The sequence below is a fragment of the Micromonospora sp. NPDC048898 genome, assembly GCF_043198035.1.
Taxonomy (GTDB): Bacteria; Actinomycetota; Actinomycetes; order Mycobacteriales; family Micromonosporaceae; genus Micromonospora.
This window is the reverse complement of sequence record NZ_JBICUF010000014.1, coordinates 1-22,635: the sequence shown is the minus strand read 5'-3', so window position 1 is coordinate 22,635 and position 22,635 is coordinate 1. Positions and strand designations below refer to the sequence as shown.

Genomic DNA, 22,635 nt, shown 5'->3' with positions numbered 1-22,635 from the left:
GCGGCTGGCTCGCGGCTCCCGGTTCGCCGATACCCGCCGACCTGAAGGTCCCGACCCCGCACCGGGGGGACGCCAACGCACGTCGACGCACCTCGGTTCGATTCCGGCCCAGAAATTTTTCGGCGCGGGTGATCCGCACGCCCCGCCGGTCCGTACTGGATGGGGGAGCAGGGGTCGGCCGGTGGTACGCCGCCGCGAGACGATCGAGGAGCACATGGCCCGGGCACAGCAGAACCAGAAGGCGGCCACCGTCCGGACCAGCGCCAGCAGTCGGGGGGTACGCACACCGTCACGGTCGGCGGCCACCCTGCTGATCGCGTCGGTGCTCGCCGCACTGTGGGCGGCGGTCATGCTGACGGGCGCTGGACAGAAGGCGTACGCGTACGGCTTCTTCTTCACCGAGTTCTTCGCCGGGGTGATCTCCCTGGTGACGTTGAGCCTCACTGTGATGCTCGGCCTGCTCGCCACCGACCGGCTGGTGCTGCGCATCTCGCACCGGGTGCTGATGCAGTCGGCGCACCGGGCCACCGGCGTGCTGGGCGTGGCCGGGCTCGGCTTCCACGTCCTCACCAAGATCGCCACCGGGCGGGCGGCCGCGACCGACGCGCTGGTGCCGTTCGTCGGCGGCCGAGGGCTCTACGTCGGGCTCGGCACCGTGGCCGCCCTGCTGATGGTCAGCGTGATCTGGACCGGCATCATCCGGGCCCGCTTCGCCGGTGTCGGTCCGAAGTGGCTGTGGCGCACCCTGCACTCCACCGCGTACCTGGCCTGGCCGTTCGCCGTGCTGCACGGCCTCAACGCCGGTCGGGCCGCGAGCCCCTGGGTGGTGTTCAGCTACCTCGGCTGCATCCTGCTCGTGGTGCTGGCCCTGCTGGTCCGGCTCTCGGTCACCATCGGCCGGCGCAGCCGCGAGCAGCACCAGGCCGCGGTGCGCAACGCGGTGCTGGCCGGGCGGGCCAACGAGACGAACACCGGCCGGTCGCTGCTGGCCGGGCTGAGCCGACGCAGGAACGCCGACGCGGACAAGCGTCCCGCCTGGGCGGAGACCACCACCGCCACCTGGGCCGCGCCGGCCGCGCGGCGTGACCCGGACCGGTTCACCGTTCCGGTGGTGCCCGAGCCCGGTTCCCTCGTCGAGCCGACCCGACCCAGTCGCCGCCGGCGTGCGGAAGAGCCGGCGGCCCGCCGCGACACCGAGCGACAGTCGCGCGGCCGGCGCGTCGAGACGGAGTCCACGGCCCGCCGATCGCGCCGCAGCGCCGAGGAGACCGCCACCCGCGGGCGCGACGAGGAGGAGACCGTCACCCGTCGGCGCGACGACGAGGAGCTGGAGCCGGTGACCCGGCGGCGCGGCTCCCGTACCCGGGACGAGGCCGTTCCGACCGGTCGGCGACGCGCCGACGAGCCGGCCGCCGAGCGGTCCCGCCGCCGGTCCCGCGGCGAGGACGACGGCAGCCGCTACTCGGCGCCGCCACAGCCGACTGTCGAGCCGGAGGAGCCGTGGGACAGCCCGCTGCGGTGGCAGGCCGCCGAGCCGATCTCCGCCGGTCCCGTCTCCGTCGAGCCGATCTCCGCCGGCCCGATCTCGGCCAGCCCGATCTCCGCGACGCCGCGCAGCGGCAGCGGTCGGCACAGTGTCGAGGACGACGTGCCGGAGGAGCCGGACTACTGGCGTCCGCCGGCCCGGTACGTGCCGGACGAGGTCGCGCCGCCCGTCGACGACACCCCGACCCTTGTCGACCTGGCGTCCCGGCGCGCTCGGCGGGCAGCCGGCGAGGGCCGGTCCGCGAAGCGTCGCAAGGCCAGCGCGGACGCGGTGGACGGGGCGTACTGGGCTGGGCTACGGGGTGAGGCGAAGTGATGCGCACGGCAGTGCCACCCGTCGCGTGCGTGGGCGAGCCCCGGCTCACCGCCGGCTTCGCCGAGTTCGGTCGGCTCGACCTGGCCGCGCACGAGGAGGTGCACGGCCCGATCGGCCCGATGGAGCCGGCGCAACTGCTCCGGCTCGCCGAGGGCATGCAGCTCAAGGGCAAGGGTGGGGCGGGTTTCCCGTTCGCCCGCAAACTGCGCGCGGTGCTGGAGTCCTGCGAACGTCAGGACCTCGCCGCCGTGGTGGTGGTCAACGCCACCGAGGGGGAGCCGGCCAGCTGGAAGGACAAGGTGCTGCTCACCCGCGCCCCGCACCTGATCCTGGACGGCGCGGCGCTGGCCGCGTACGCGTTGGACGCCGACGAGATCGTGATCGGTGTGGCCGACGACGGGGTTGGCCGGGACTCCCTGATGGAGGCCCTCGAAGAGCGCCGGATGCCGGTGCTGACCACCATCGTCACCGTGCCGCACCGGTTCATCTCCGGCGAGGGCGGCGCACTCGTCAACGGCATCAACGGGCTGCCGCACATCCCGCCCGGCACCAAGAAACGCTCCAGTGACTCCGGGGTCAGCGGCCTGCCCACCCTGCTGTCGAACGCCGAGACGTACGCGCAGCTCGCCGTCGGGGCGCGACTCGGCCCGTACGAGTACGCGGCGCTCGGCACCGACGACGAGCCGGGCACCGTGCTGCTCACCGTGACCGGCGCGGCGGGCCGGCCGGCCGTGGTGGAGTGCACCGCCGGGATGCCGCTGCGCGACGTCCTCGACCTGTGCGAGGTGCCGGAGACCCAGGGCATCCTGATGGGCGGCTACCACGGCAAGTGGATCACCCCGGAGGCGGCGGACCGGGCCGAGGTGTCCCGCAAGGGCCTGGCCGCGGTCGGCGGCACCCTCGGCGCGGGCATCATCGTCCCGCTCGGCGTCGACACCTGCCCGCTCGGTGAGGCCGCCCAGGTGGTGCGCTATCTCGCCGGGGAGTCCGCCGGCCAGTGCGGGCCGTGCAAGATGGGCCTGCCCGACCTGGCCCGCGCGGTGGACCTGGCCGTGGCCGGGAGCCAACCGGCCGACGTGGTGCGAGCCGCCGCCGGCGAGGTGCGGGGCCGGGGCGCGTGCAGCCACCCGGACGGCACCGCCCGGTTCGCGCTCTCCGCGATCGAGGTCTTCGCCGACGACCTGCGACTGCACACCACCGGAGACGGCTGCGGCCGGCGGGTCAAGGGCGTGATGGGGCTGCCCGGCGCACCCGACGCGAACCCGCAGAAGCTCACCCTGGACTGGTCGCGCTGCGACGGGCACGGCCTGTGCGCGCACGTCGTACCGGACTTCATCCGGCTCGACGCGAACGGATACCCCGCCTTCCCGCCCACCCCCGTGCCGACCTGGCTGCGGGAGGGCGCGCTGAAGGCGGTCAAGGTGTGCCCCGAGCTGGCTCTGCGCCTCGCCAAGGCCGAGTAGGGAAGGGCACCTTTTCGCAGAACGAACGGAGACGCGCATGCCCAGCTGGCACGTACCGAGGCGGTTGGCCGGGGTTGGTGCGGCCCGCCGTGCCGGTACCGCCGTGGCGTTGGCCGCCGCGCTGCTCGGCGTGGTCTCCTGCACCGGTACGGCCACCCCGGCACCGGCGGTCGCCGGCACCGCGCCGGCCACCACCGGTGCCCCGCCAACCACCACCGCCGCCGCGACCGGCTCGCCGAGTACGGCCCCGGCAGCGGTCCCGGACGTGCTGCGCTTCACCGGCACCACCCTCACCGGCGCGGCGTTCGACGCGGCGCAGCTCGCCGGCAAGCCGGTGGTGCTGTGGTTCTGGGCACCGTGGTGCGCCACCTGCGCCAGTCAGGCCTGGACGGTGGCCGAGGTCGCGCCCCGCTACCGGGACACCGTGCCGATCATCGGCGTCGCCGGGCTGGGCGTGCAGCGGGCCATGAGGGAGTTCGTCACCGAGTTCGACCTCGCCGCGACGCCCCAGATCGACGACCGCAAGGGTGTGCTCTGGAAGCGGTTCAAGGTGACCGAGCAGAGCATCTTCGTGCTCATCGATCGCAGCGGCACGGTGGTCCACCAGGGCTTCCTCGACGGTGAGGCACTCACCGCCCGGGTCGCCGCACTGGCCGGGGCGTGACCGCCCCGCTGCTGCTCGCGCTGACCGCCGGCATGCTCGGCGCGGTCAACCCGTGCGGCTTCGCGTTGCTGCCCGCGTACCTCTCGCTGTTGGTCGCCGGAGCGTCGGACACCCGCGGCGCGGTCGGCCGCGCGCTCACCGCGGCGACCGGGCTGACCCTGGGGTACGTGCTGGTGTTCGGCGCGTTCGGCCTGGCGCTCGCACCACTGGCCGGCTGGCTGCGGCCCCGGCTGCCGTGGCTGACCGTGGCACTCGGCGTGCTGCTGGCGCTGGCCGGGTGCTGGCTGCTCGCCGGCCGACGACTGCCCGCACCCGGCTGGACCACCCGGGCACCCCGGCTGACCCGCTCCTGGCCGTCGATGGCGCTGTTCGGCGCGGCGTACGCGCTGGCGTCGCTCGGCTGCGCCATCGCGCCGTTCCTGGCCATCGTGGTGACCAGCCTCCAGGCCGGTTCGACCGGGCACGGGTTGGCGTTGTTCGGCGCGTACGCCCTCGGGATGGGCCTGGTGGTCGCGGTCGCCGCGCTGGGCGTGGCGCTGCTGCGCGACGGTCTGGTGGCCCGGCTGCGCGTCGCCGGCGCGCTGGTGCCCCGCCTCAGCGGCCTGGTGCTGCTGCTCGCCGGCGGTTACGTCGCCTGGTACGGCTGGTACGAGCTACGGCTCGCCGCCGGCCGCCGAGAAGCGCTGCAAGACCCGGTGATCCGAGCGGCCGGCAAGCTCCAACAATCCCTGGCCAACACCCTGGACACCGTCGGCCCACCCGTGCTGCTGGCCGTGCTGGCCACCCTGATCCTGACCACGTTCCTCCTCCGCCCCACTCGCCCACCTCGCCCTGTTGATCATGAGGTTATTGCCGCGACACGCCGAGGCGAGGCGCAATAACTCCGTGATCAACGAGGCGAGGCGAGGCGGGGCGCGGGGGCGAGAGCAGGGCTAGCGGGGGGTTAGGCGGTCTGTTCCTAGGCGGTCCTGGAGGACCTTGGGGATCAGGACGCTGCCGTCGGGCTGCTGGTTCTGCTCCAGGATTGCGGGGAACAGGCGGCTGGTGGCCAACGCGGAGCCGTTGAGGGTGTGCACGAAGCGGGTCTGCTTGCCGCCCGGCTCGCGGTAGCGGATGGCCGCCCGCCGCGCCTGGTAGTCGCCGGCCCAGGAGACCGACGACACCTCCTTGTACTTGCCGGTGCTCGGCATCCACACCTCGATGTCGAGGGTCTTGCGCATCGACGCGCTGGCGTCACCGGCGGAGAGCAGCGAGCGCTGGTAGTGCAGGCCGAGCCCCTCGACCAGGCTCTCCGCGTGGGCGAGCATCTCCTCCAGGGCCGCGTCTGCCTGCTCCGGCAGGGTGAACTGAAAGATCTCCACCTTGTTGAACTGGTGCCCGCGCACCGTGCCGCGCTCGTCGGAGTGCGAGCCGGCCGACTCCCGCCGGTAGCACGGCGTGTACGCGAAGGCCTTCAGCGGCAGCTTCGGGGTCTCCAGGATCTCGTCCTGGTACGCGCCGAGGATCGCCGTCTCCGAGGTGGGCAACAGGAACTGCCCACGCGGGGCGGACTCGGCGTCGAGGTGGTAGACGTCGTCGTAGAACTTCGGGAACTGCCCGGCGGCGAAGCCGGCCGAGTCGAGCAGCAGGTGCGGCGGGAGCAGGAACTCGTACCCGGCCCTGACGTGCTGGTCGATGAAGTAGTTGAGCAGCGCCCACTCCAGCCGGGCGCCGGCACCGGTGTAGATCCAGAAGCCGGAGCCGCCGAGCTTGACGCCGCGTTCGTAGTCGACGAGGCCCAGGGCGCGGCTCAACTCGACGTGGTCGCGGACCTTGTCGATCACCGGCGGCTCGCCGAAGGTCTTCACGACCCGGTTGGCTTCCTTGCCGCCGGCCACCACGTCGTCGGCCGGCAGGTTGGGCAGCTCACTCATCGCCGTGCGCAGCCGCGACTGCACCTCGTCCAGCTGGGACTCCAGCTCGGCGAGCTGCTTACGCTCGGCCTCCGGTGCGGCGGCCCGCGGCTCCTCGCCGGCCCGCTTCGCCTGCGCGTACGCCCGGGCCTCGGCCTTGCGCCGCTGCCGCTCGGCGTCGATCTCCGTGATCAGGGTGCGGCGTTCCTGGTCGAGCCGCTGGATCTCGTCCAGCGCCCGGGTGACCTCGGCGGGATCCAGACGCTTCGCCAGCGCGGTCGCCACCGCCTCGCGATCCTTCCGGATCAACTCCATGTCGAGCATGCTGCTCCGTACGCCTCCGTCCGGGGTCACAGGTGAACCACCCGATGCTACCGTCGCGGGCTTTTCCTCCCGGAACGGGGAGTGCGGGCGCTCCCGGAACGGGGAGTGCGGGCCGAGCAGTCAGAGCCGGATCGGCATCAGCACGGAGTAGGTGTCCGCGTCGTCCGGTCGGCGTACGGCCAGCGGGGCGATCGGGCCGTCCAGCTCCAACACCAGCTGCGGCGCCCCGGCCGCGTTCAGCGCGTCGAGCAGGTAGCCGCCGTCCACGCCGACCCACAACGTGTCGGAGGCCAGATCGGCGGCGGGGAGCAGCCGCAGGCCGCCCTCGTCGTCGACGCCGAGCACGGTGACCGCCCTGGTGGTGCCGTCGTGGTCACGGGCGACGGTGGGAGCCGCCGGGTCGGCCAGCGCGGCGCGCAGCGTCGCCACGTCCACCGGGATCCGGCGCGCGGCCCGCCGCTCGCCGACGGCCTTGCGCAGCAGGCGGCGGTAGTCCGGGAAGTCGTACGGCAGGGCGGTGCCGGTCACCGTGGCCTCGGCCACCCGCACCCGCAGGTCCGCGCCGGCCACGCTCAGCCACACCGGTCCGGTGTCGGTGGCGTCGAGCAGTGGGCGGAGCCGGTCGACGAGGGCCACCGGCACGAACACCCGCACCGGGGGTCCGTCGACGTCGGCTCCGGCCCGAGCCAGCGCGAGCCGGTACCTGTCGGTGGCGACGAGTCGGACCCCGTCGGGCTCCACGTCGAGCAGCACGCCGGAGAGCATCGGCAGTTCCGGGTCGACGCCGACGGCGAAGCGCACCGCGTCGAGCGCGGCGGCCAGGTCGGCGGGGGAGAGCAGCAGCGTGGTGGTGGCCGGCCGACCCGGGTCGACAAGGGCCCGGAGCCGGGCGGCCTCCCGGCGGGCGTCGGTGAGCCCGTCGGCGAGCCGGCGCAGGTGCGCGTCGAGCATCCGGTGCACCGCGGCCGGCTCGGCGCGTACCGCGGCGGCGATCTCCGGGACCGGCATCCCGATCCGGCGCAGCCCGGCCACCAACCGGGCCGGTGTGATCTGCTCGTCGGTGTACCAGCGGTAGCCGGTCACCGGGTCGACCAGGGCCGGCTGAAGCACCCCCGCCGAGTCGTAGAAGCGCAACGCGCTGACGGTCAGGCCACTGGCCCGGGCCAGCTCACCGATGCTGTGCAGGTCGCTCACGCTGGGCATCCTGCCCCCTCGACCCGGTCGAGGGTCAAGCCGAGCGGTCCAGCACCCGGAAGGTGAGCCCGGCACGGACGAGCCGGTCGAGCAGCGCGTCACCCATCGCGGCGACCGGGGTGAGCTGCCCGGCGGTCGGCGGCAGCTCGTCGAGCGCCAGGCAGAGCGCCGACTCGGCGAGCATCTTCGCCGTCTCGTCGTACCCGGGGTCGCCGCCGGCCACCTCGGTGACCACCCGCCGCCCACCGCCGGTGCCGACGAACCGGACCGTGAACCAGGACGCCGCCCGTTGCTCGGCGGTCGGCCCCTGCCCGGACGCGAGTCGACCGAGCAGCCAGCGTCGACTCGGCGGCAGCCGCACCAGCCCGATCAGCGCGCCGAGCCCGACCGCGCCGGCCAGCACGGTGGGCAGCCGCTTCACCGCGGCGAAGTGCCGGTACCGGAAGTCCGGGCCGTACTCCGGTCGGGCCGTCGCCGACCGGCGGACCACCTGCGGGTCGATTGTCGGCAGCGGCACGGTCCAGCCGCCCAGCTCGGCGGAGCGGGCCAGCCGGCCCGGCACCGCGCGGGCCCGGCGGTCGGTGGGGCGCGGCTCGACCGCCCGGCGCTCCCGGGCGGCCCGGCTGGCCTGCCCGGTCCGGGAGAACGCGGTGAGCGCCGAGTGGTAGGTGCCGGCGGAGAGGCGGCCACCGGCGCGGACGTGACCGTCCACGGTGATCGGGACGTCGGTGGGCAACTGCTTGACGGTGAACCAGACGCCCAGGTCGTGCGGGACGGAGTCGAACCCGCAGGCGTGCACCAGCCGCGCGCCGGTGCCTGTCGCCTGAGCGTGGTGGCGCACGTACATCAGGTCGACGAACTCCGGCTCGCCGCTGATGTCCAGATAGTCGGTGCCGGCCGCCGCGCAGGCCGCGACCAGCGGCTCACCGTGGTGGATGTACGGGCCGACCGTGCTGGCCACCACCCGGGCGCTCTCCGCCACGGCCCTCAGCGAGTCTGCGTCTGTCACGTCGGCGGTGAGCAGCGGCAGGTCGGCACGTGTCGGGTCGATCGCGGCGAGCCGGTCCCGGACGGCGGCGAGGCGGGCCGGGTCGCGCCCGGCCAGCGCCCAGCGCAGCCCGGCCGGCGCGTGTCGGCCCAGGTATTCGGCGGTCAGGCCGCCGGTGAACCCGGTCGCCCCGAACAGCACCACGTCGTACGTCCGCTCGCCAACCATCCCCGGAGTCTGCCACCCGCTCGCGCCGAGGCACGGTGCCGAGGAGACGTCACGGCGTGAACACGGCCCGTAAGCAGCCGTCGGCCCGGTCCCGGAACAGCGCGTACCCCTCGGGGCCGTGCGCCAGCGGCAACCGGTGGGTGGCCAGGTGTTCGGTACGCAGCTCGTCGCGGGCCATCCGGTCCAGCAGCATCGGCACGCTGCGCAGGTCCGGCCGACGGGCCCCGCGCAGCGTCAGCCGTCGGTCGGTCACCGTGCCCAGCGGGAACGCGTCGACGAACCCGTCCGTCCCGCCGAGCAGCACCACCACACCGCCCTTGCGGCAGGCGTGCACTGCCTCGCGTCTCGCGTCCGGCCGGTCGGCGTGCCCGGCGAACCTCTCGGGTGGCGGCGCGCCGACAGTCACCACGCACACGTCCGGCCCGCGCCCACCGCTGCGGTCGCGCAGCTCCGCCGCGACGTCGGTGCGACGGTAGTCCAGCGGCTCCGCGCCGGAGTGCCGCTCGGCCATCCGCAACCGCTCCTCGTACCTGTCGACGACGAGCACCCGGGCGGCACCGTGCAGCACCGCCGCCCGAGCGGTCAACTGGCCCACCGCCCCGGCACCCCAGACCGCCACCACGTCCCCGGGCCGCACCGCACCCAGCTCGGCGGCCAACCACCCGGTCGGTGCCGCGTCGGCGGCGAACACCGCCCGGTCGTCGTCGACGGCGTCCGGCACCGGGAAGGCACTCACATCGGCGTACGGCACCCGCACGTACTCGGCGTGACCGCCCGCGAAACCGCCCGCCGCCCGCGGACGGCCGAAGCAGCCGGCGTCCGAGTGTCCCCGGTCAGGGTCGGCGCTCGCCTGGTCGGCATGGGCGTTGTCGCAGCAGGAGTGCAGGCCCTGACGGCAGTACCAGCAGCCGCCGCAGGCGACGCTCGCGCCGACGACCACCCGATCGCCGCCACGGTGCCGCCGGACCCCGGGACCGACCTCGACCACCTCGCCCAGGAACTCGGCCCCGAGCACGTCGCCGGAGCGCAGCAGGGGATGCCGTCCGGCCAACAGCGGGAGGTCCCCGCCGGCGGTGGCACTGCGGCGTACCCGGACGATGACGTCCCGCTCGTTGCGCAGCTCCGGGTCGGGCACCTCGCGTACCGCCAGCTCGTCGGCGGCCACCCAGCACAGCGCCCTCACCCGCGGACCCCGGGGCGGTCCAGCGCCGAGCGGTCGGCGCGCAGCACCTCGCCGGCCTCCACCCGCTGCTTGATCTGGCGCAGGGTCCGGCGGACCAGCAGATGAGGGTCGTCGCCGACCAGGTGCGCGGCCAACCCGACCGGCGGGGTGGCACCGGCCACCGGTCGGGCGGCCAGCTCGGTGCCCCGGTCGCCGGGCGCCGGCCGCACCCGCACCTCGACCGCGCCGTCCAGGCGGCGCAGCGGTTCCGGCCACCGGCCGGCGGGAAGCACCTGCTCCGGCGGCCGGTCGACGGTCACCACCTCCCACCGGGCCGCCGCGGCGGGGTCGCGGTCCGCGCCGGTCCCGCCGCGCCACCGGGGTACGCGCAACAGGCGCGCCGCCCCGCTGCGCGCCGCGCCGCCGAGGGCGGGTCCCGCCCGCACCAGCCGTCCCATCGCTCCCACCGGTCCCACGTCCTCCCTTTCCACGTCCCCCGATCGTCGGTCGCGGCCGGGTGAAGCGTGCTCGCCCGGAAGGGGTGAACCGGCCCGCGTCGGGTAACCGCTCGCCGACCGGGGGTGGAGCGCGTGGTGGGGGTGGGGCTGAGTGCCAGAACAGCAGGATCGCGTACGCGTCGACACGGCACCGGAGCGACCGCTGCTCGCGTCGCGGCTGAGCCCGGCCGTGCCACCGGAGCCGGTGGTGGCCCGGCCCCGGCTGCTGCGCCGGTTGGACGAGGGCAGCGCCGGACCGGTCACCCTGGTCGCCGCACCCGCCGGCTGGGGTAAGACCACGCTGCTCGCCACCTGGGCGCGGCTCGACGGTCAGACGCCCGACGTCGACCCGGGCGCGGTCGTGCCCGACTCCGGCGACCTCTCGGTTCCGGCCAGCCCAATCCTGGCCTGGGTGTCGGTGGAGGTCGGCGACGACGCTGCGCGGCTCTGGGCGTACCTCGCGGCGGCGTTGCGGACCGCGACCGGGTCGGCGGACGGTGACCTGGTGCCCGACCGGCCGCCCCGACCCGACCAACTGGAGGTGCTGGCCGCCACCCTCGCCGCCGCGGACCGGCCGGTGCTGCTGATCCTCGACGACCTGCACCGGGTCGCCGACCCGACGGCGCTGAGTGGCGTGGAGTTCCTGCTGCGGCACGCCGGGCAGCGACTGCGCCTGGTGATCGGGGCGCGGGCCGGGCTGCACCTGCCCCTGCACCGGCTGCGCCTCGCCGGCGAGCTGAGCGAGATCGGCCCGGACGAGCTGGCGTTCACCGACGACGAGGTGGCCGACCTGCTCACCGCGCACGGCGCGGCCCTGCCGGCGGCCGCCGTGCGCCAGCTCCGCGAGCGCACCGGGGGCTGGCCGGCCGCGTTGCGCATCGCCGCCCTGGCGGTAGGCGGGCAGCCCGACCCGCAGCGCTGGGTCGGGCAGTTCGGGGGAGACCAACCGGAGATCGCCGGCTACCTCCGCGAGGAGGTCCTGGCGACGCTCGACCCGGCCGAGGAGGACCTGCTGCGTCGGACCGCCCTCGTCGAGACCGTCTGCGCCGACCTGGCCGGGGCGCTGACCGGCCGCGCCGACGCCGGGCAGGCGCTTGCCGACCTGGCCGGGACCGGTGGTCTGCTGCACCGGGAGGACACCCGCCCGCCCTGGTACCGCTGCGACCCCCTGCTCGCCGACCTGCTCCGCGCCGACCTGGCCCGGTTGCCCGACCACGAGGTGCGCGACCTGCACGTGCGGGCGGCCGACTGGTACGCCAACGACGGCCGGCCGGCCGACGCCCTGCGGCACGCGCTGACCGCCGGCCGGTGGGACCTGGCCGGCGACCTGTTCGTCGCGCACTGGCCGGAGCTGACCCGGTACGACAGTGGCCCGGTGCACGCCCCGGCACCGGTGGCCCCGCCGGCGGAGGTCCTCCGGGCCGACCCGGAGGTGGCGCTGGCCTACGCCGCCGAGCGCGCGCACGCCGGTGACCTGCCGGCCGCCACCGGTCACCTGCACGCCGCCGCCGGACACGCCGCAGGACTGCCGGTGCCTCGCCGGCAACGGTTCCTGCGGTTGGTCACCGCGCTGGAACTGACGGTGGCCCGGCTCGCCGGCGACCCGGTGCAGGTGCGGGCCGCCGCCGCGCGGCTGCTACGGACCCGCCCGGAGGGCGCCACGCCGACCCGGCTGCCGGACTCCGCGTCGACCACCGCGCCGACGCGGCTGCCGGACTCCGCGTCGACCACCGCGCCGACCCGGCTGCCGGGCTCCGCGTCGACCACCGCGCCGACGTCCGGTGGCGGCGACGCCGCCGACGACGCCGACCTGCGGGCGTTCACCGGCACCGGGCTGGGACTTGTCGAGTTGGCGGAGGGTGCGCTGCCGACCGCCCGGTTCGTCCGTGCCCGGGCGGCTGCCCGGGAGGCACGTCGGCCGCGCACCGAACTGGTCGGCGCCAGCCGGGCCGCGCTGCTGCTCGCCCTGCGCGGGGGGCTGCGGGCGGCGGAACAGGCGGCCCGGGACGCGCTGGGCATGCCGCCGTGTCGGGGCTGGTCCTGTCAGCTCGACTGCGCCTACGCGTACCTGGCGTTGGCCCAGGTGGCGCTGCTGCGCGACCAGCCCGACGAGGCCACCGCGAACCTCAACCTCGCCGGCCCGGCACTCGGTGTCACCGGCGGCTGGGCCGGCGACACCGGCGACGGCTGGCTCGGCGCCGCTGACGGCGAACCGGTGGCCACCGCGGCGGCGGTGCTGTGCCGGGCACAACTGCACCGCGACGCCGGGGACCTGGCCGCCGGCCAACGACTTCTCGGCCGCGCCCGGGAAGCGCTGGCCGACCGGCCGTCCGCCACCGAGCTGACCGGCCTGCTGCGGGCCGCCGAGGCCGGACTGCGCGCCGAGCGGGGCGACCTGGACGCCGCCCGCGACCTGCTCGCCGGCCCCGCCGACGAGGAGACCGGGGCCGACCCGGCGCTCGCGGTGGCGCGGGCACGGGTGGAGCTGCTGGCCGGCGACCACGCCGCCGCCGCGCGCAGCGTGCCCGCCTGGCAGGCAGCGACGGCCACGGCCTGGCCCCTGCCGGTACGCCTGGACGCGGGCCTGCTGGACGCCGTACTGGCTGAGCGGGCCGGGGACGGGCGTCGGGCGGGCCGACTGCTGGAGCAGGTGCTGGACCTGGCCGGACCGCCCGGCTGCCGACGGGTCTTCACCCGCGCCGAACCGCCGGTCCGAGACCTGCTGGCCGCACACCTGGACGCCGGCACTGCGCACTTCGCGCTGGTCAGCGACCTGGTACGCGGGGCCGGGCAGAGCGTGCGCGGGCCCGGCCAGGGCACCGCCCGGACCACCGCCGAGCCGAGGGGCACCCTCGACGAGCCGCTCACCGAGCGGGAACTGACGATCCTGCGCTACCTACAGAGCATCCTGTCCAACGTGGAGATCGCCAGCGAGCTGTCCCTCTCGGTCAACACCGTGAAGACCCACGTGCGCAACATCTACCGCAAACTCGACGCGACCCGCCGGCGCGAGGCGGTCCGGCGGGCGCGCGAGTTGCGGCTCATCTGAGCGGAACGCGGTCAGGCGTCACTCGCCGCGTCCACGGCCGTCAACAGGTCGGGCAACTCGTACCCGCCGTCGTGGCGGACGCCGTTGACGAACAGGGTGGGAGTGCCGTTCACCCCGCTGCGAATGCCACCCACGAAGTCCCGGCGCACCCGGTCGGCGTGCGCCCGGTTCTCCACCTCGGCGTTCAACTCGCCCGGCGGCAGGCCGACCTGCTCGACACCGAGCGAGAGGTGCACCGGGTCGAGTTGGTCCTGGTGCTCGTAGAGCCAGTCGTGCATCTCCCAGAACCGGCCCCGAACCGCGGCGGCCTCGGCCGTCTCGGCGGCACGTTCGGCGTACGGGTGGACGTTGGCGATCGGGAAGTACCGGTAGACCAGCCGGACGGTGTCGGCCCGCTGCCGCAGCATCTCGTGCAGGTTCGGGTACGCCGCGCCGCAGAACTGGCACTGGAAGTCGCCGTACTCGACGACTGTCACCGCCGCGTCGGCCGGCCCGCGGATGTGGTCGTCGGTGGTGACCGGGTCCCGCAGTCGGGCGGTCACCTGCAGTGGCGTGGTCATCCGGCCATCACCTTCCGATCGGAGGCGAGTTGGTCCAGCGCGTCGAAGATGCCGTCCGCGCCCGGGTTGACGTCCGGCGGCGAGAGGTAACTCCAGGCCACCGTCCCCGCCGGATCGAGCACCACGAGCGCGCGGTCCGCCTCACCCCGCGAGCTGTACGCGCCGTAGCGGCGGGCCACCTCGCCCTTCGGCTCGAAGTCGGCAAGCAGCGGGAACTCGACGCCCCGGCTCTGGGCGAACGCCCGGTGTGACCAGATGCTGTCCACCGAGATGCCGAGCACCACCGCCCGGTACTGGGCGAAGACGGGTGCCGCCGACTGGTAGAGCGACATCTGGTCGCCGCAGACCGGGCTCCAGTCGGCGGGATAGAAGGCGAGTACGACAGGTCGGCCCCGGAACTGCTCGGGCCCGGTCAGGGCCCCGTCCGGGGTGGCCGCCAGGGTGAAACCGGGCGCGGGGCGCCCCGGTTGGATCAGCCCGTTCGGATCACTCATGCCACCAGCCTGCTCCCGGGGTGGGTGAGGCCGGCTCACCCACCCCGGGTGGTTCCGCGCTCGCTCAGCGCCAGCCGGGCGCTCGCCCGTGCTCGCTCAGCGCCAGCCGGGCGCTCGCCCGTGCTCGCTCAGCGCAGCACCGGTGCGACCGCGATGTGGTTCTGCACCTCGCGGATGCCCGGCGCGGACCAGGCCACCTGCTCGACCTCGGCGCGCTCCGGCATCGAGTGCACCAGCCCGGCGAGCACCGCGGTGTCGCCGTGCACCCGGACGCTGATCCGCTCGGCCTCGGTCGCCCCGGCCCGGGCCAGGGCGTCGACGATCAGTTCGGCCAGGTTTCGGCCGTCCGGTGCGGCGGTCGGCCGGACGGTGACGCCGTTGCTCACCCCGCGTACGCCGGTGAGCCGCCCGACGGCCCGTTCGGCCGCCCGGCGCTGGTACTCCCACTCGACATCGCCGTGCAGCGTCACCCAACCGGACGAGACCGTGACCTGAAGCTTCTCGATGGGCACGAACGCGTCCCACTCCAGCGCGTGGCTGGCCGCGGCGGCCAGGTCGGGATCGGTGCGCTCGGCGCCGTCGGCCAGTTGCACGGCCAGGTCGTTGGCGACCGCCCGGACCCGGACGACCCGGTGGGCGGCCCGTTCGGCGGCCCACTTCTTGGCGTAGCTGTCCACCCGGCCGGTCAGCGTGACCACACCCTCGGCCACGGTCACACCGATCTCGTGTGGCTGCACCCTCGGTTCCCAGGTCAGCTCGTCGAGGACGGCGGACTGGATGTCCTGGTCGGTGCGGTCGATCTCCGCGATCGCCATCTGGGCCTCCTCCCTGCGTGGGTGGCGGACCGGTGGCGGCTGCGGCCGGAGGTCCGCCCGGGTCCGAGCCTGCCGCCGCCACGGGTGAACCGTCCTCACCCGCACCGGGTGAGGGACCGTAGCTCCGGGCGTTACGGGCGAGCGCCGGGGGAGAGGGTGGGAGCGCTTCCAAAGCGAGCCTATTTCGGTTACGGTAGTCACATTCCTCGATTGCGGGAGCCGTCGCGTCGGGTGGTGGGAGCCAGGGCAGCTCCGTCCGTCCCGTCGTTGTGCCCGTCCCCCGGGCCACGGCGTCGCCACGCGACCAACCCCGTCCCCCGGGGTTGCCTCCCGAGAGGATCCACAGATGCCCAGAAGTCTCGCCAGCACGGTCGTGACCGTGCTGGCAGCCGCCACAGCCGTCGTGGCGGTCCCGCTCACCCCCGCCGGGTCGGCCTCCGCCCCGACCGCGGCGGAGGCGTACACCTGGCGCAACGTCCCGGTGGGCGGCGGCGGCTTCGTGCCCGGCATCGTCTTCAACCCCACCGAGAAAAACCTGATCTACGCGCGCACCGACATCGGTGGGGCGTACCGCTGGGAGCAGGCCAGCCAGTCGTGGACGCCGCTGCTCGACTGGGTCGGCGCCGACCGCTGGGGTTACAACGGCGTGGTCAGCATCGCCACCGACCCGGTGCAGACCAACCGGGTGTACGCGGCGGTCGGCATGTACACCAACGGCTGGGACCCGAACAACGGCGCGATCCTGCGCTCGACCGACAAGGGTGCCACCTGGCAGACCACCGAGTTGCCGTTCAAGAACGGCGGCAACATGCCGGGCCGGGGGATGGGTGAGCGGCTGGCCGTCGACCCCAACCGGAACAGCACCCTGTACTACGGCGCCGAGGGCGGCAACGGGCTCTGGCGCAGCACCGACCACGGGGCGACCTGGGCCAAGGTCACCGCCTTTCCGAACGTCGGCAACTACCGGGCCGACCCCAGCGACCCGAACGGCTACAACGGGCAGAACCAGGGCCTGACCTGGGTCAGCTTCGACAAGAGCACCGGCACCGCCGGATCCACGACGCAGACCATCTACGTGGGCGTGGCGGACAAGGAGAATCCGGTCTACCGCAGCACCGACGGGGGCGTGAGCTGGTCGCGCATTCCCGGCCAGCCCACCGGCTACCTGGCACACAAGGGCGTCGTCGACCCGCTCGGCGGTCACCTCTACATCGCCACCAGCGACACCGGTGGCCCGTACGACGGCGGCAAGGGCGACGTCTGGAAGTTCACCCGGTCGACCGGAGCCTGGACCCGGATCAGCCCGGTGCCCTCCACCAGCGGCGACGACTACTTCGGCTACAGCGGCCTGACCATCGACCGGCAGCACCCCAACACGCTGATGGTGGCCACCCAGGTCTCCTGGTGGCCGGACGCGATCTTCTTCCGCAGCACCGACGGCGGGGCGACCTGGACCCGGATCTGGGACTTCACCAACTATCCCGAGCGGTCCCGCCGCTACACCATGGACATCAGCTCGGTGCCCTGGCTGACCTTCGGCGTCAACCCGGCACCCCCGGAGGCCTCGCCGAAGCTCGGCTGGATGAACGAGTCGGTGGAGATCGATCCGCACGACTCCAACCGGATGATGTACGGCACCGGAGCCACCATCTACGGCACCACCGACCTCACCAAGTGGGACACCGGCGGCCAGTTCACCATCCGACCGATGGTCCGCGGGCTGGAGGAGACGGCGGTGCTCGACCTGGTCAGCCCGCCCAGCGGCGCACCGCTGATCAGCGCGCTCGGTGACGTCGGTGGCTTCCGGCACACCGACCTGGACGCCATTCCGCCCATGCTGTTCACCCAACCGGTGTTCACGACGACCACCAGCCTGGACTATGCCGAGAGCAAGCCGGCCGTCCTGGTGCGGGCCGGGAGCTTCACCGACTCCGACCGGCCCGGCGACAGTCATGTCGCGTTCTCCACCGACGGTGGGGCCACCTGGTTCCAGGGCACCGAACCGTCCGGGGTCAACACCGGTGGCACGGTCGCCGCAGCGGCCGACGGCAGTCGGTTCGTCTGGGCGCCCGGCGACGCCGGTCAACGGGTGGTCTACTCGGTGGGCTTCGGCAACTCGTGGGCTCCCTCGGCCGGCATCCCCGCCAACGCGACCATCGAGTCCGACCGGGTCGACCCCAACCGGTTCTACGGCTTCAGCGGCGGGCGGGTCTACCTCAGCACCAACGGTGGGGCGAGTTTCACCGCCACGGCGGCGACCGGTCTGCCCGCCACCGACGTCCGGTTCAAGGCGCTGCCCGGCCGTTCCGGCGAGTTGTGGCTGGCCGGGCCCGGAGGCCTGTGGCGATCCACCGACTCCGGTGCCAGCTTCACCAAGCTGGACGGCGTCAGCGCCTCCGGCAACGTCGGCTTCGGCAAGGCGGCACCCGGGCGCACCAATCCCGCCGTCTTCCTGTACGGCACGGTGAACGGTCAGCCCGGCGTGCACCGCTCCGACGACGCCGGTGCGACGTGGGTACGCATCAACGACGACCGCCACCAGTACGGCAACCCGGCCGAGGCGTTGACCGGTGACCCCCGCGTCTACGGCCGGGTGTACCTCGGCTCCAACGGCCGCGGCATCCTCGTCGCCGACCGGGCCGATGGGCCGCCCCCCACCACGCCGCCCCCCACCACGCCGCCCCCCACGACGCCGCCTCCGACCACGCCGCCGCCGACGGGTGGGTGTACGGCGACCTATCGCGTCACCGGCTCCTGGTCGGGTGGCTTCCAGGCGGAGTTGGTGGTCCAGAATGCCGGCACCATGCCCATCGCCGGTTGGACGCTCGGCTGGACCTTCCCCAACGGGCAGCAGATCACCCAATTCTGGGGCGGGACCCACACCCAGGCCGGGGCTGTCGTGTCGGTCCGCGACAGCGGCTGGAACGGCGCCCTCGGTGCCGGGGCCACCACCACCGCCGGCTTCCTCGGCTCCTGGACCGGCAGCAACGCGCCGCCGACCACAGTCACCTGCCTGAGTCGCTGACCCGGTGAACCGGGCCTGACGGCCCGATCACCACCCGAGCACCGGTCCGTCGGGCTGCCTGAGGGGTCCGGCACCCGGCGGACCGGTCCACCCCATGATCGACCGGTGTGGTGCGAACGACGCAGGGCCGCACTCGAACGAGTGGGGCCCTGCTCGTTTGGTCGTTCAGACCGCCGGGGAGTTGGGCCGGTCCACGTCGACGAACTCCACGTCGTCGACCGCGCGGTCATCCCGGCTGCCGGCGGCCCGCGCGGCCGACCCGACTGCCCAGCCAACCGCGGCACCGACAAGCGCGGCACCGATCAGCAGGGTCCAGGGCAGAGCCGGCTGCCGGCCGGCGAGCGCGTCGAAGGCCAGCGAGGCGCGGCGTCGCGCCTCCTCGGCGGCGGAGCCGACCAGGTCACCCGCACCGTCGGCGAGGTCGCCGCTGTTGCGACGGGCCGAACGGGCGGTGTCGCGCACACTGTCTCCGGCGTAGCTGACGGCGGAGAGCAGGTGCTCCCAGGCCTGGTCCGCAATCCGCTCCGGCTTGTTGCGGCGGTCCAGCAGGTTGGTTCCGAACATCGTGGTTACCTCCTCGGGTGCCGAAGCCGCCGGCCACTTCGGACTTCGGCGTCTGTTCAGCGCGTCACGGTTCGCCTCCCCCGCCAGTGCCCAGGGCCGTCCGGGCGCAAACCCGGCCGGCCCTGGCCCGCTGCCGGGACTCAGCGCACCGCCACCACGGCGACGCCGCGGGCGAAGTCGTCGTCGTCATCACCGTCGTCGTCATCGCCGCCACCGAAACCGCAGGCCAGTACGAGGGCCAGCAGCACGCCGACGCCGGCCAGCCCAGCAAGTCGTTTGATCATCGAAGATCCTCTCCGTCACGGGCGGTGTCCCGGCCCGATGCTAGGTGTTGTCGGCAAACCGACGGCACGGATCGGGCGGGTATCCGCACACGACACGCCGGTGGCAGCGGGCGGGCGTCGCTTGTGGGCCGGTTGTCGGGCGCGTCGGGCCGGGACCGCTACCCTGGTTCGGCGGCGCGTCGGTCACGACCGGTCGTCGGAGGTCAAATAACAAAAAGTCTTGAGCAATCAGATACTCAAAAGTGCGGATATGGGTGCCTTTGTGCGGCCGGATCCGCGAATTGCTCATCCCGAGGGGTGGCGACCGAGGCTGTCGGAGGAATACTCTCGGTCGCGGCCCGCGTACTGATGAGGCGCCCGGGGGACGGGCGGGTGGAGGTGCTCGCGTGAGCCTGTCGATCGTGAAGTCTGTTTTGTCCGGTGGAGTCGTGGAGATCGCCCCTCGGGGTGAGATCGACGTCGACACAGCGTACGAGGTGCGTGAGGCGATCGCGGAGGTGCTGGCCAAGGGCCGACCGCTGCGCATCGAGCTCAACATGAGGCTTGTCACCTTCATCGACTCCGTCGGCATCAGCGCCATGGTTGCCGGCTTCCAGACCGCCGAGGTCAGCGACGTCAAGCTGGTGGTCACCGAGCCGAGCCGGTTCGTGCACCGGCAACTCTGGGTGACCGGCCTGCTCGGCCTGTTCGGTGCACCGGAGCCCTACTTCGCCGGCGCGGCCACCCCCGAGGTGCTGCCCGGCGCCTGAGGTGCTGCCCGGCGCCTGAGGTGCTGCCCGGCGCGCCCGAGGTCGCGGCCCGGTGCCTGAGCGCGCCCTCTGCCTGAGCGCGCCCGGTGCCTGAGCGCGCCCGGCATGACCGTCAGGGCTGGTCGTCCAGCCCGGTCAGGTCGACATCCGTCGCTTCGGTGACTGCCCGGATGGCTGTCACCGAGGCGTACCCGGCGGCCAGCAGCGCCACGTCCGTGCCGGGCTGTGCGGCCTGCCCCGGCTCCTCCAGCGACGTCCGGACGAAGCCGTGGCCGGACTCGGCCACCGTCATCTGCACCTGACCGAAGCTGGCCAGTGTGCCGCGTCGCACCCCATGCAGCCGCCCGTGCGGCAGGTCCGGGGCGTTGACGTTGAGCACGCTCTCCGGCGGCGCGGAGGTCAACCGGGGGAGCAGGTCCAGGGCGACCCGCGCGGCGGTGCTCCAGTGCCGCTCGGCGTCGCGTACCCGGGCGGCGGCGTCCACGGCCGCGCCACCGCTGGCTGCCGTCGCCTCACCCGCGGACAGCACGTCCAGGGAGACCGCCATCGCCCGGCAACCGTTCATCGCGGCCGTGAACGCGGCACCCACCGTCCCGGAGTGCAGCACGGCCCGGCCCGCGTTGGCACCCCGGTTGATGCCGGAGAGCACCACCGACGGCGGCGGGCCGAACGCGCCGTGCAGCGCGATCAGGGTGATGAAGCCGGGGGAGCCACCCACCCCGTACGCCGGCACACCCGTCAGGTCCGGCAGCGGGTGGTCGTTCACGACGACCCGCCCGTCCCGCTCGACGGCGCTCATCGCGGCGCTGGTGCCGCTCGCCTCCTCCAGCGGCGCCGCGACCACCACGTCCAGGCCCCGCTGTGTCGCCGCCCAGGCCAGTGCCTGGATGCCCGGCGCGGCGATCCCGTCGTCGTTGGTGATCAGCACCCGCAGCGTCATCGCTCGACCACCCGGTCGGCCAACTCGTCGGGGGTGGTCCGCTCCTGGGGCCGGCTGTCCGCCGGCACCAGCCGGACCCGCTCGACCAGGCCGGTGATCGAGTCCAGTCGTCCGGTGCCCAGGCCGTGCCGGGTCACGTTCATTGCCCCGGCGGCGGCGCCGGTGCGGATGGCGGTCCGGATGTCCCCGCCGCGGGCCACGACGGCCGCCACCCCGGCGGTCATCGAGTCGCCCGCCCCGCGCGGATCGGCGGCCTCCAGCCGGGGCATCTCCACCTCGAACAGTTCCCCGTCGATGAGCGCCAACGCCGGCTGGTCGGCCCGGCTCACCACCACCGTCTCGGCGCCGGCGGCGTGCAGCTCGTACATGGTGCGGGTCAGCTCCAGGCTGTCGTCGCTGCGGGCGCGGCCGTCGCGGATCAACTCCTCGTGGCTCACCTTGAGGAAGAACACGCCGCTCTCCAGCACCGCACCGAGGTGGTCGCCGGAGAGGTCGACCACCACCCGGCCGCCGTTGGCGCCGAGGTCGGCGGCGAAGCGCCGGTACAGGTCGGCCGGGACGAGCCACGGCTCGTTGGGTCCACTGAGGACGCTGACCGCGGCCCGCAGGCCCTCGCCGAGGGCCAGGTTGTACAACTCGTCCAGCTCGTGTCGGCTCAGCGGCTGCCCGGGCACGTCGGCGATCTCCTGCCGCGAGCCGCCCCGGCGATCGTGCACGTACCCGCCGCTGCCGGAGTCCCGGGCCACCACCTTGAGGTCCACGCCCTCGCTGACCAGAAGTGGCTCCAACACCTGGCCGATCTCGCCGCCGAGGGCGGCGCAGAGCACCACGTCGACACCGAGCGACAGCACCATCCGGGCCTGCCAGACACCCTGCCCGCCGGGGTGCAGGTGCAGCTCCGGGTGGTCGTTCGGCTGGTCCACGGTGACCGTGAGCTGCGGCGTGGGTGCGAAGACCATCACGTGCCCGCTCACCTGTCGTCACCGCGCATGATGTCGCCCTTCATCCCGGTCGGGTGATTTCCCACCAACCGACCTTAATGCGATGCCTGGCGGTGCGGCACCCCATCGGGCGGGGTTCGTCCGGGCATCCGGCCACCGCCGGGCGTTGCCAGCCAGGCAGCGGTACGGGACGATCGTGCGACAAACGACGGTGGGAGACGTGTGCTCAGCAGCGATACCTTCAGCTACACCGTCCAGGCCCGGTGCTCGCTGGCCGAGGCGGCGGCGCTGCTCAGTGACCTGACCCGACAGGGTGAGCTGCACCCGCTGATCGTCCGGGTCCGTCAACTGCCGCCCCGACCCGGCGCCCAGGCCAGCTACACGATCAACGACAGGCTGGTGGCCGGCCCACTACGCTTCCGCACCACGTACCACGCGGACGTGCTGAGCAGCGGCAACGACGAGATCATCATGGTGGCCCGGCAGTGGCCCGCCACCACGGTGCACAACCACACCCGACTGCGCGCCGAGCCGGACGGCCTGGTCCGGATCGACGTCGAGATCACCCTGACCGCGCCGACGCCGCTGTTCCGGTACGCGTTCCGCCAGGCGCGGGCCGCTCACCTGGCCCTAGCCGCCCGCCTCGGCCCGGCCCTCGACCGCACCGGCGGCGCAGCGCCCTCGGCCTGATCCGCTCGCGCCCGGTCGCCCGGATCCGCTCGCGCCCGGTCGCCCGGATCCGCTCGCGCCCGGTCGCCCGGATCCGCTCGCGCCCGGTCGCGCCCCGTGATCGTGCACGATCCAGGATGTAGTGGCCTGCGGGCGTCGGGAGGCCACTACATCCTGGTCAACGCCGTTGCGTTAGGGCTGTGATCGGCGGGTCAACCCCTGCTGAGTAGTGAGAACGGGACTCCTGATAGATCAACTTGTGTCGAGCAAGA

General features: G+C 73.9%; 20 protein-coding genes. 8 read left to right on the top strand and 12 right to left on the bottom strand.

The features are described 5' to 3' along the window. Window positions 1-181: 181 nt before the first annotated feature. From ACGFIQ_RS27790 to ACGFIQ_RS27775, 4 genes are read left to right on the top strand one after another with little or no spacing between them, the layout of a single operon-like run. The gene (locus tag ACGFIQ_RS27790; RefSeq protein WP_393248448.1) at window positions 182-1,861 is read left to right on the top strand and encodes a hypothetical protein; all 1,680 of its coding nucleotides are present in this window, start codon (window positions 182-184) and stop codon (window positions 1,859-1,861) included. Next, window positions 1,861-3,324 carry an NADH-ubiquinone oxidoreductase-F iron-sulfur binding region domain-containing protein gene (locus tag ACGFIQ_RS27785; protein WP_357553426.1) on the top strand — a complete coding sequence of 488 codons (1,464 nt, stop codon included), beginning with the start codon at window positions 1,861-1,863 and terminating at the stop codon, window positions 3,322-3,324. Before ACGFIQ_RS27790 ends, ACGFIQ_RS27785 begins: the two co-directional genes overlap by 1 nt. A gap of 37 nt (window positions 3,325-3,361) precedes the next feature. Then, window positions 3,362-3,988, top strand: coding sequence for a TlpA family protein disulfide reductase (locus ACGFIQ_RS27780; protein ID WP_393248447.1), 627 nt, complete (start codon window positions 3,362-3,364; stop codon window positions 3,986-3,988). Next, a complete protein-coding gene (locus tag ACGFIQ_RS27775) occupies window positions 3,985-4,869 on the top strand; it encodes a cytochrome c biogenesis CcdA family protein (protein ID WP_393248446.1) in 885 nt (294 codons plus the stop codon). The genes ACGFIQ_RS27780 and ACGFIQ_RS27775 overlap by 4 nt, the downstream gene beginning before the upstream one ends. Before the next feature lie 51 nt (window positions 4,870-4,920). Here ACGFIQ_RS27775 and serS read toward each other — a convergent pair whose 3' ends face one another. The 5 genes from serS to ACGFIQ_RS27750 form a co-directional block, all read right to left on the bottom strand. After that, window positions 4,921-6,204: a serine--tRNA ligase gene (serS, locus tag ACGFIQ_RS27770; RefSeq protein WP_393248614.1), complete on the bottom strand. Its 1,284-nt coding sequence runs from the start codon at window positions 6,202-6,204 to the stop codon at window positions 4,921-4,923. 120 nt (window positions 6,205-6,324) lie between these two features. Beyond that, window positions 6,325-7,389, bottom strand: coding sequence for a MerR family transcriptional regulator (locus ACGFIQ_RS27765; RefSeq protein WP_393248613.1), 1,065 nt, complete (start codon window positions 7,387-7,389; stop codon window positions 6,325-6,327). A gap of 43 nt (window positions 7,390-7,432) precedes the next feature. Continuing rightward, window positions 7,433-8,614: a saccharopine dehydrogenase family protein gene (locus tag ACGFIQ_RS27760; RefSeq protein WP_393248445.1), complete on the bottom strand. Its 1,182-nt coding sequence runs from the start codon at window positions 8,612-8,614 to the stop codon at window positions 7,433-7,435. A gap of 49 nt (window positions 8,615-8,663) precedes the next feature. After that, window positions 8,664-9,797: an alcohol dehydrogenase catalytic domain-containing protein gene (locus ACGFIQ_RS27755; RefSeq protein WP_393248444.1), complete on the bottom strand. Its 1,134-nt coding sequence runs from the start codon at window positions 9,795-9,797 to the stop codon at window positions 8,664-8,666. Continuing rightward, the gene (locus ACGFIQ_RS27750; protein WP_393248612.1) at window positions 9,794-10,243 is read right to left on the bottom strand and encodes a hypothetical protein; all 450 of its coding nucleotides are present in this window, start codon (window positions 10,241-10,243) and stop codon (window positions 9,794-9,796) included. The genes ACGFIQ_RS27755 and ACGFIQ_RS27750 overlap by 4 nt, the downstream gene beginning before the upstream one ends. Before the next feature lie 142 nt (window positions 10,244-10,385). Here ACGFIQ_RS27750 and ACGFIQ_RS27745 point away from each other — a divergent pair, with 142 nt between their 5' ends. Then, window positions 10,386-13,322 (top strand): LuxR C-terminal-related transcriptional regulator, encoded by a 2,937-nt coding sequence (locus tag ACGFIQ_RS27745; protein WP_393248443.1) that lies wholly within the window; start codon window positions 10,386-10,388, stop codon window positions 13,320-13,322. 11 nt (window positions 13,323-13,333) lie between these two features. On the opposite strand, the gene ACGFIQ_RS27740 is transcribed toward ACGFIQ_RS27745, so the two are convergent. The 3 genes from ACGFIQ_RS27740 to ACGFIQ_RS27730 all read right to left on the bottom strand — a co-directional run bounded on the left by ACGFIQ_RS27740 (window position 13,334) and on the right by ACGFIQ_RS27730 (window position 15,191). Then, a complete protein-coding gene (locus tag ACGFIQ_RS27740; protein ID WP_393248442.1) occupies window positions 13,334-13,882 on the bottom strand; it encodes a DsbA family protein in 549 nt (182 codons plus the stop codon). Continuing rightward, on the bottom strand, window positions 13,879-14,376 hold the full coding sequence (locus ACGFIQ_RS27735) for a redoxin domain-containing protein (protein WP_393248441.1): 498 nt from the start codon (window positions 14,374-14,376) through the stop codon (window positions 13,879-13,881). The genes ACGFIQ_RS27740 and ACGFIQ_RS27735 overlap by 4 nt, the downstream gene beginning before the upstream one ends. 128 nt (window positions 14,377-14,504) lie before the next feature. Beyond that, window positions 14,505-15,191: a BON domain-containing protein gene (locus tag ACGFIQ_RS27730; RefSeq protein WP_393248440.1), complete on the bottom strand. Its 687-nt coding sequence runs from the start codon at window positions 15,189-15,191 to the stop codon at window positions 14,505-14,507. A 346-nt stretch (window positions 15,192-15,537) separates the two neighbouring features. On the opposite strand from ACGFIQ_RS27730, the gene ACGFIQ_RS27725 reads away from it, so the two are divergent. Beyond that, a complete protein-coding gene (locus ACGFIQ_RS27725) occupies window positions 15,538-18,216 on the top strand; it encodes a cellulose binding domain-containing protein (protein WP_393248439.1) in 2,679 nt (892 codons plus the stop codon). A 165-nt stretch (window positions 18,217-18,381) separates the two neighbouring features. Here ACGFIQ_RS27725 and ACGFIQ_RS27720 read toward each other — a convergent pair whose 3' ends face one another. After that, on the bottom strand, window positions 18,382-18,780 hold the full coding sequence (locus ACGFIQ_RS27720) for a hypothetical protein (RefSeq protein ID WP_357070703.1): 399 nt from the start codon (window positions 18,778-18,780) through the stop codon (window positions 18,382-18,384). 140 nt (window positions 18,781-18,920) lie between these two features. Beyond that, the gene (locus ACGFIQ_RS27715; RefSeq protein ID WP_393248438.1) at window positions 18,921-19,064 is read right to left on the bottom strand and encodes a hypothetical protein; all 144 of its coding nucleotides are present in this window, start codon (window positions 19,062-19,064) and stop codon (window positions 18,921-18,923) included. 386 nt (window positions 19,065-19,450) lie between these two features. Between ACGFIQ_RS27715 and ACGFIQ_RS27710 the strand changes: the two genes are divergently transcribed. Beyond that, window positions 19,451-19,813: an STAS domain-containing protein gene (locus ACGFIQ_RS27710; protein ID WP_030330302.1), complete on the top strand. Its 363-nt coding sequence runs from the start codon at window positions 19,451-19,453 to the stop codon at window positions 19,811-19,813. A gap of 112 nt (window positions 19,814-19,925) precedes the next feature. Here the strand turns inward: ACGFIQ_RS27710 and surE are convergent, their stop codons facing one another. Next, a complete protein-coding gene (gene surE, locus ACGFIQ_RS27705) occupies window positions 19,926-20,753 on the bottom strand; it encodes a 5'/3'-nucleotidase SurE (protein ID WP_393248437.1) in 828 nt (275 codons plus the stop codon). Continuing rightward, window positions 20,750-21,712, bottom strand: a complete 963-nt coding sequence (locus ACGFIQ_RS27700; RefSeq protein WP_393248611.1) for a PfkB family carbohydrate kinase — start codon at window positions 21,710-21,712, stop codon at window positions 20,750-20,752. Before ACGFIQ_RS27700 ends, surE begins: the two co-directional genes overlap by 4 nt. 204 nt (window positions 21,713-21,916) lie before the next feature. Here ACGFIQ_RS27700 and ACGFIQ_RS27695 point away from each other — a divergent pair, with 204 nt between their 5' ends. Continuing rightward, the gene (locus tag ACGFIQ_RS27695; RefSeq protein ID WP_393248436.1) at window positions 21,917-22,384 is read left to right on the top strand and encodes an SRPBCC family protein; all 468 of its coding nucleotides are present in this window, start codon (window positions 21,917-21,919) and stop codon (window positions 22,382-22,384) included. Window positions 22,385-22,635 lie beyond the last annotated feature (251 nt).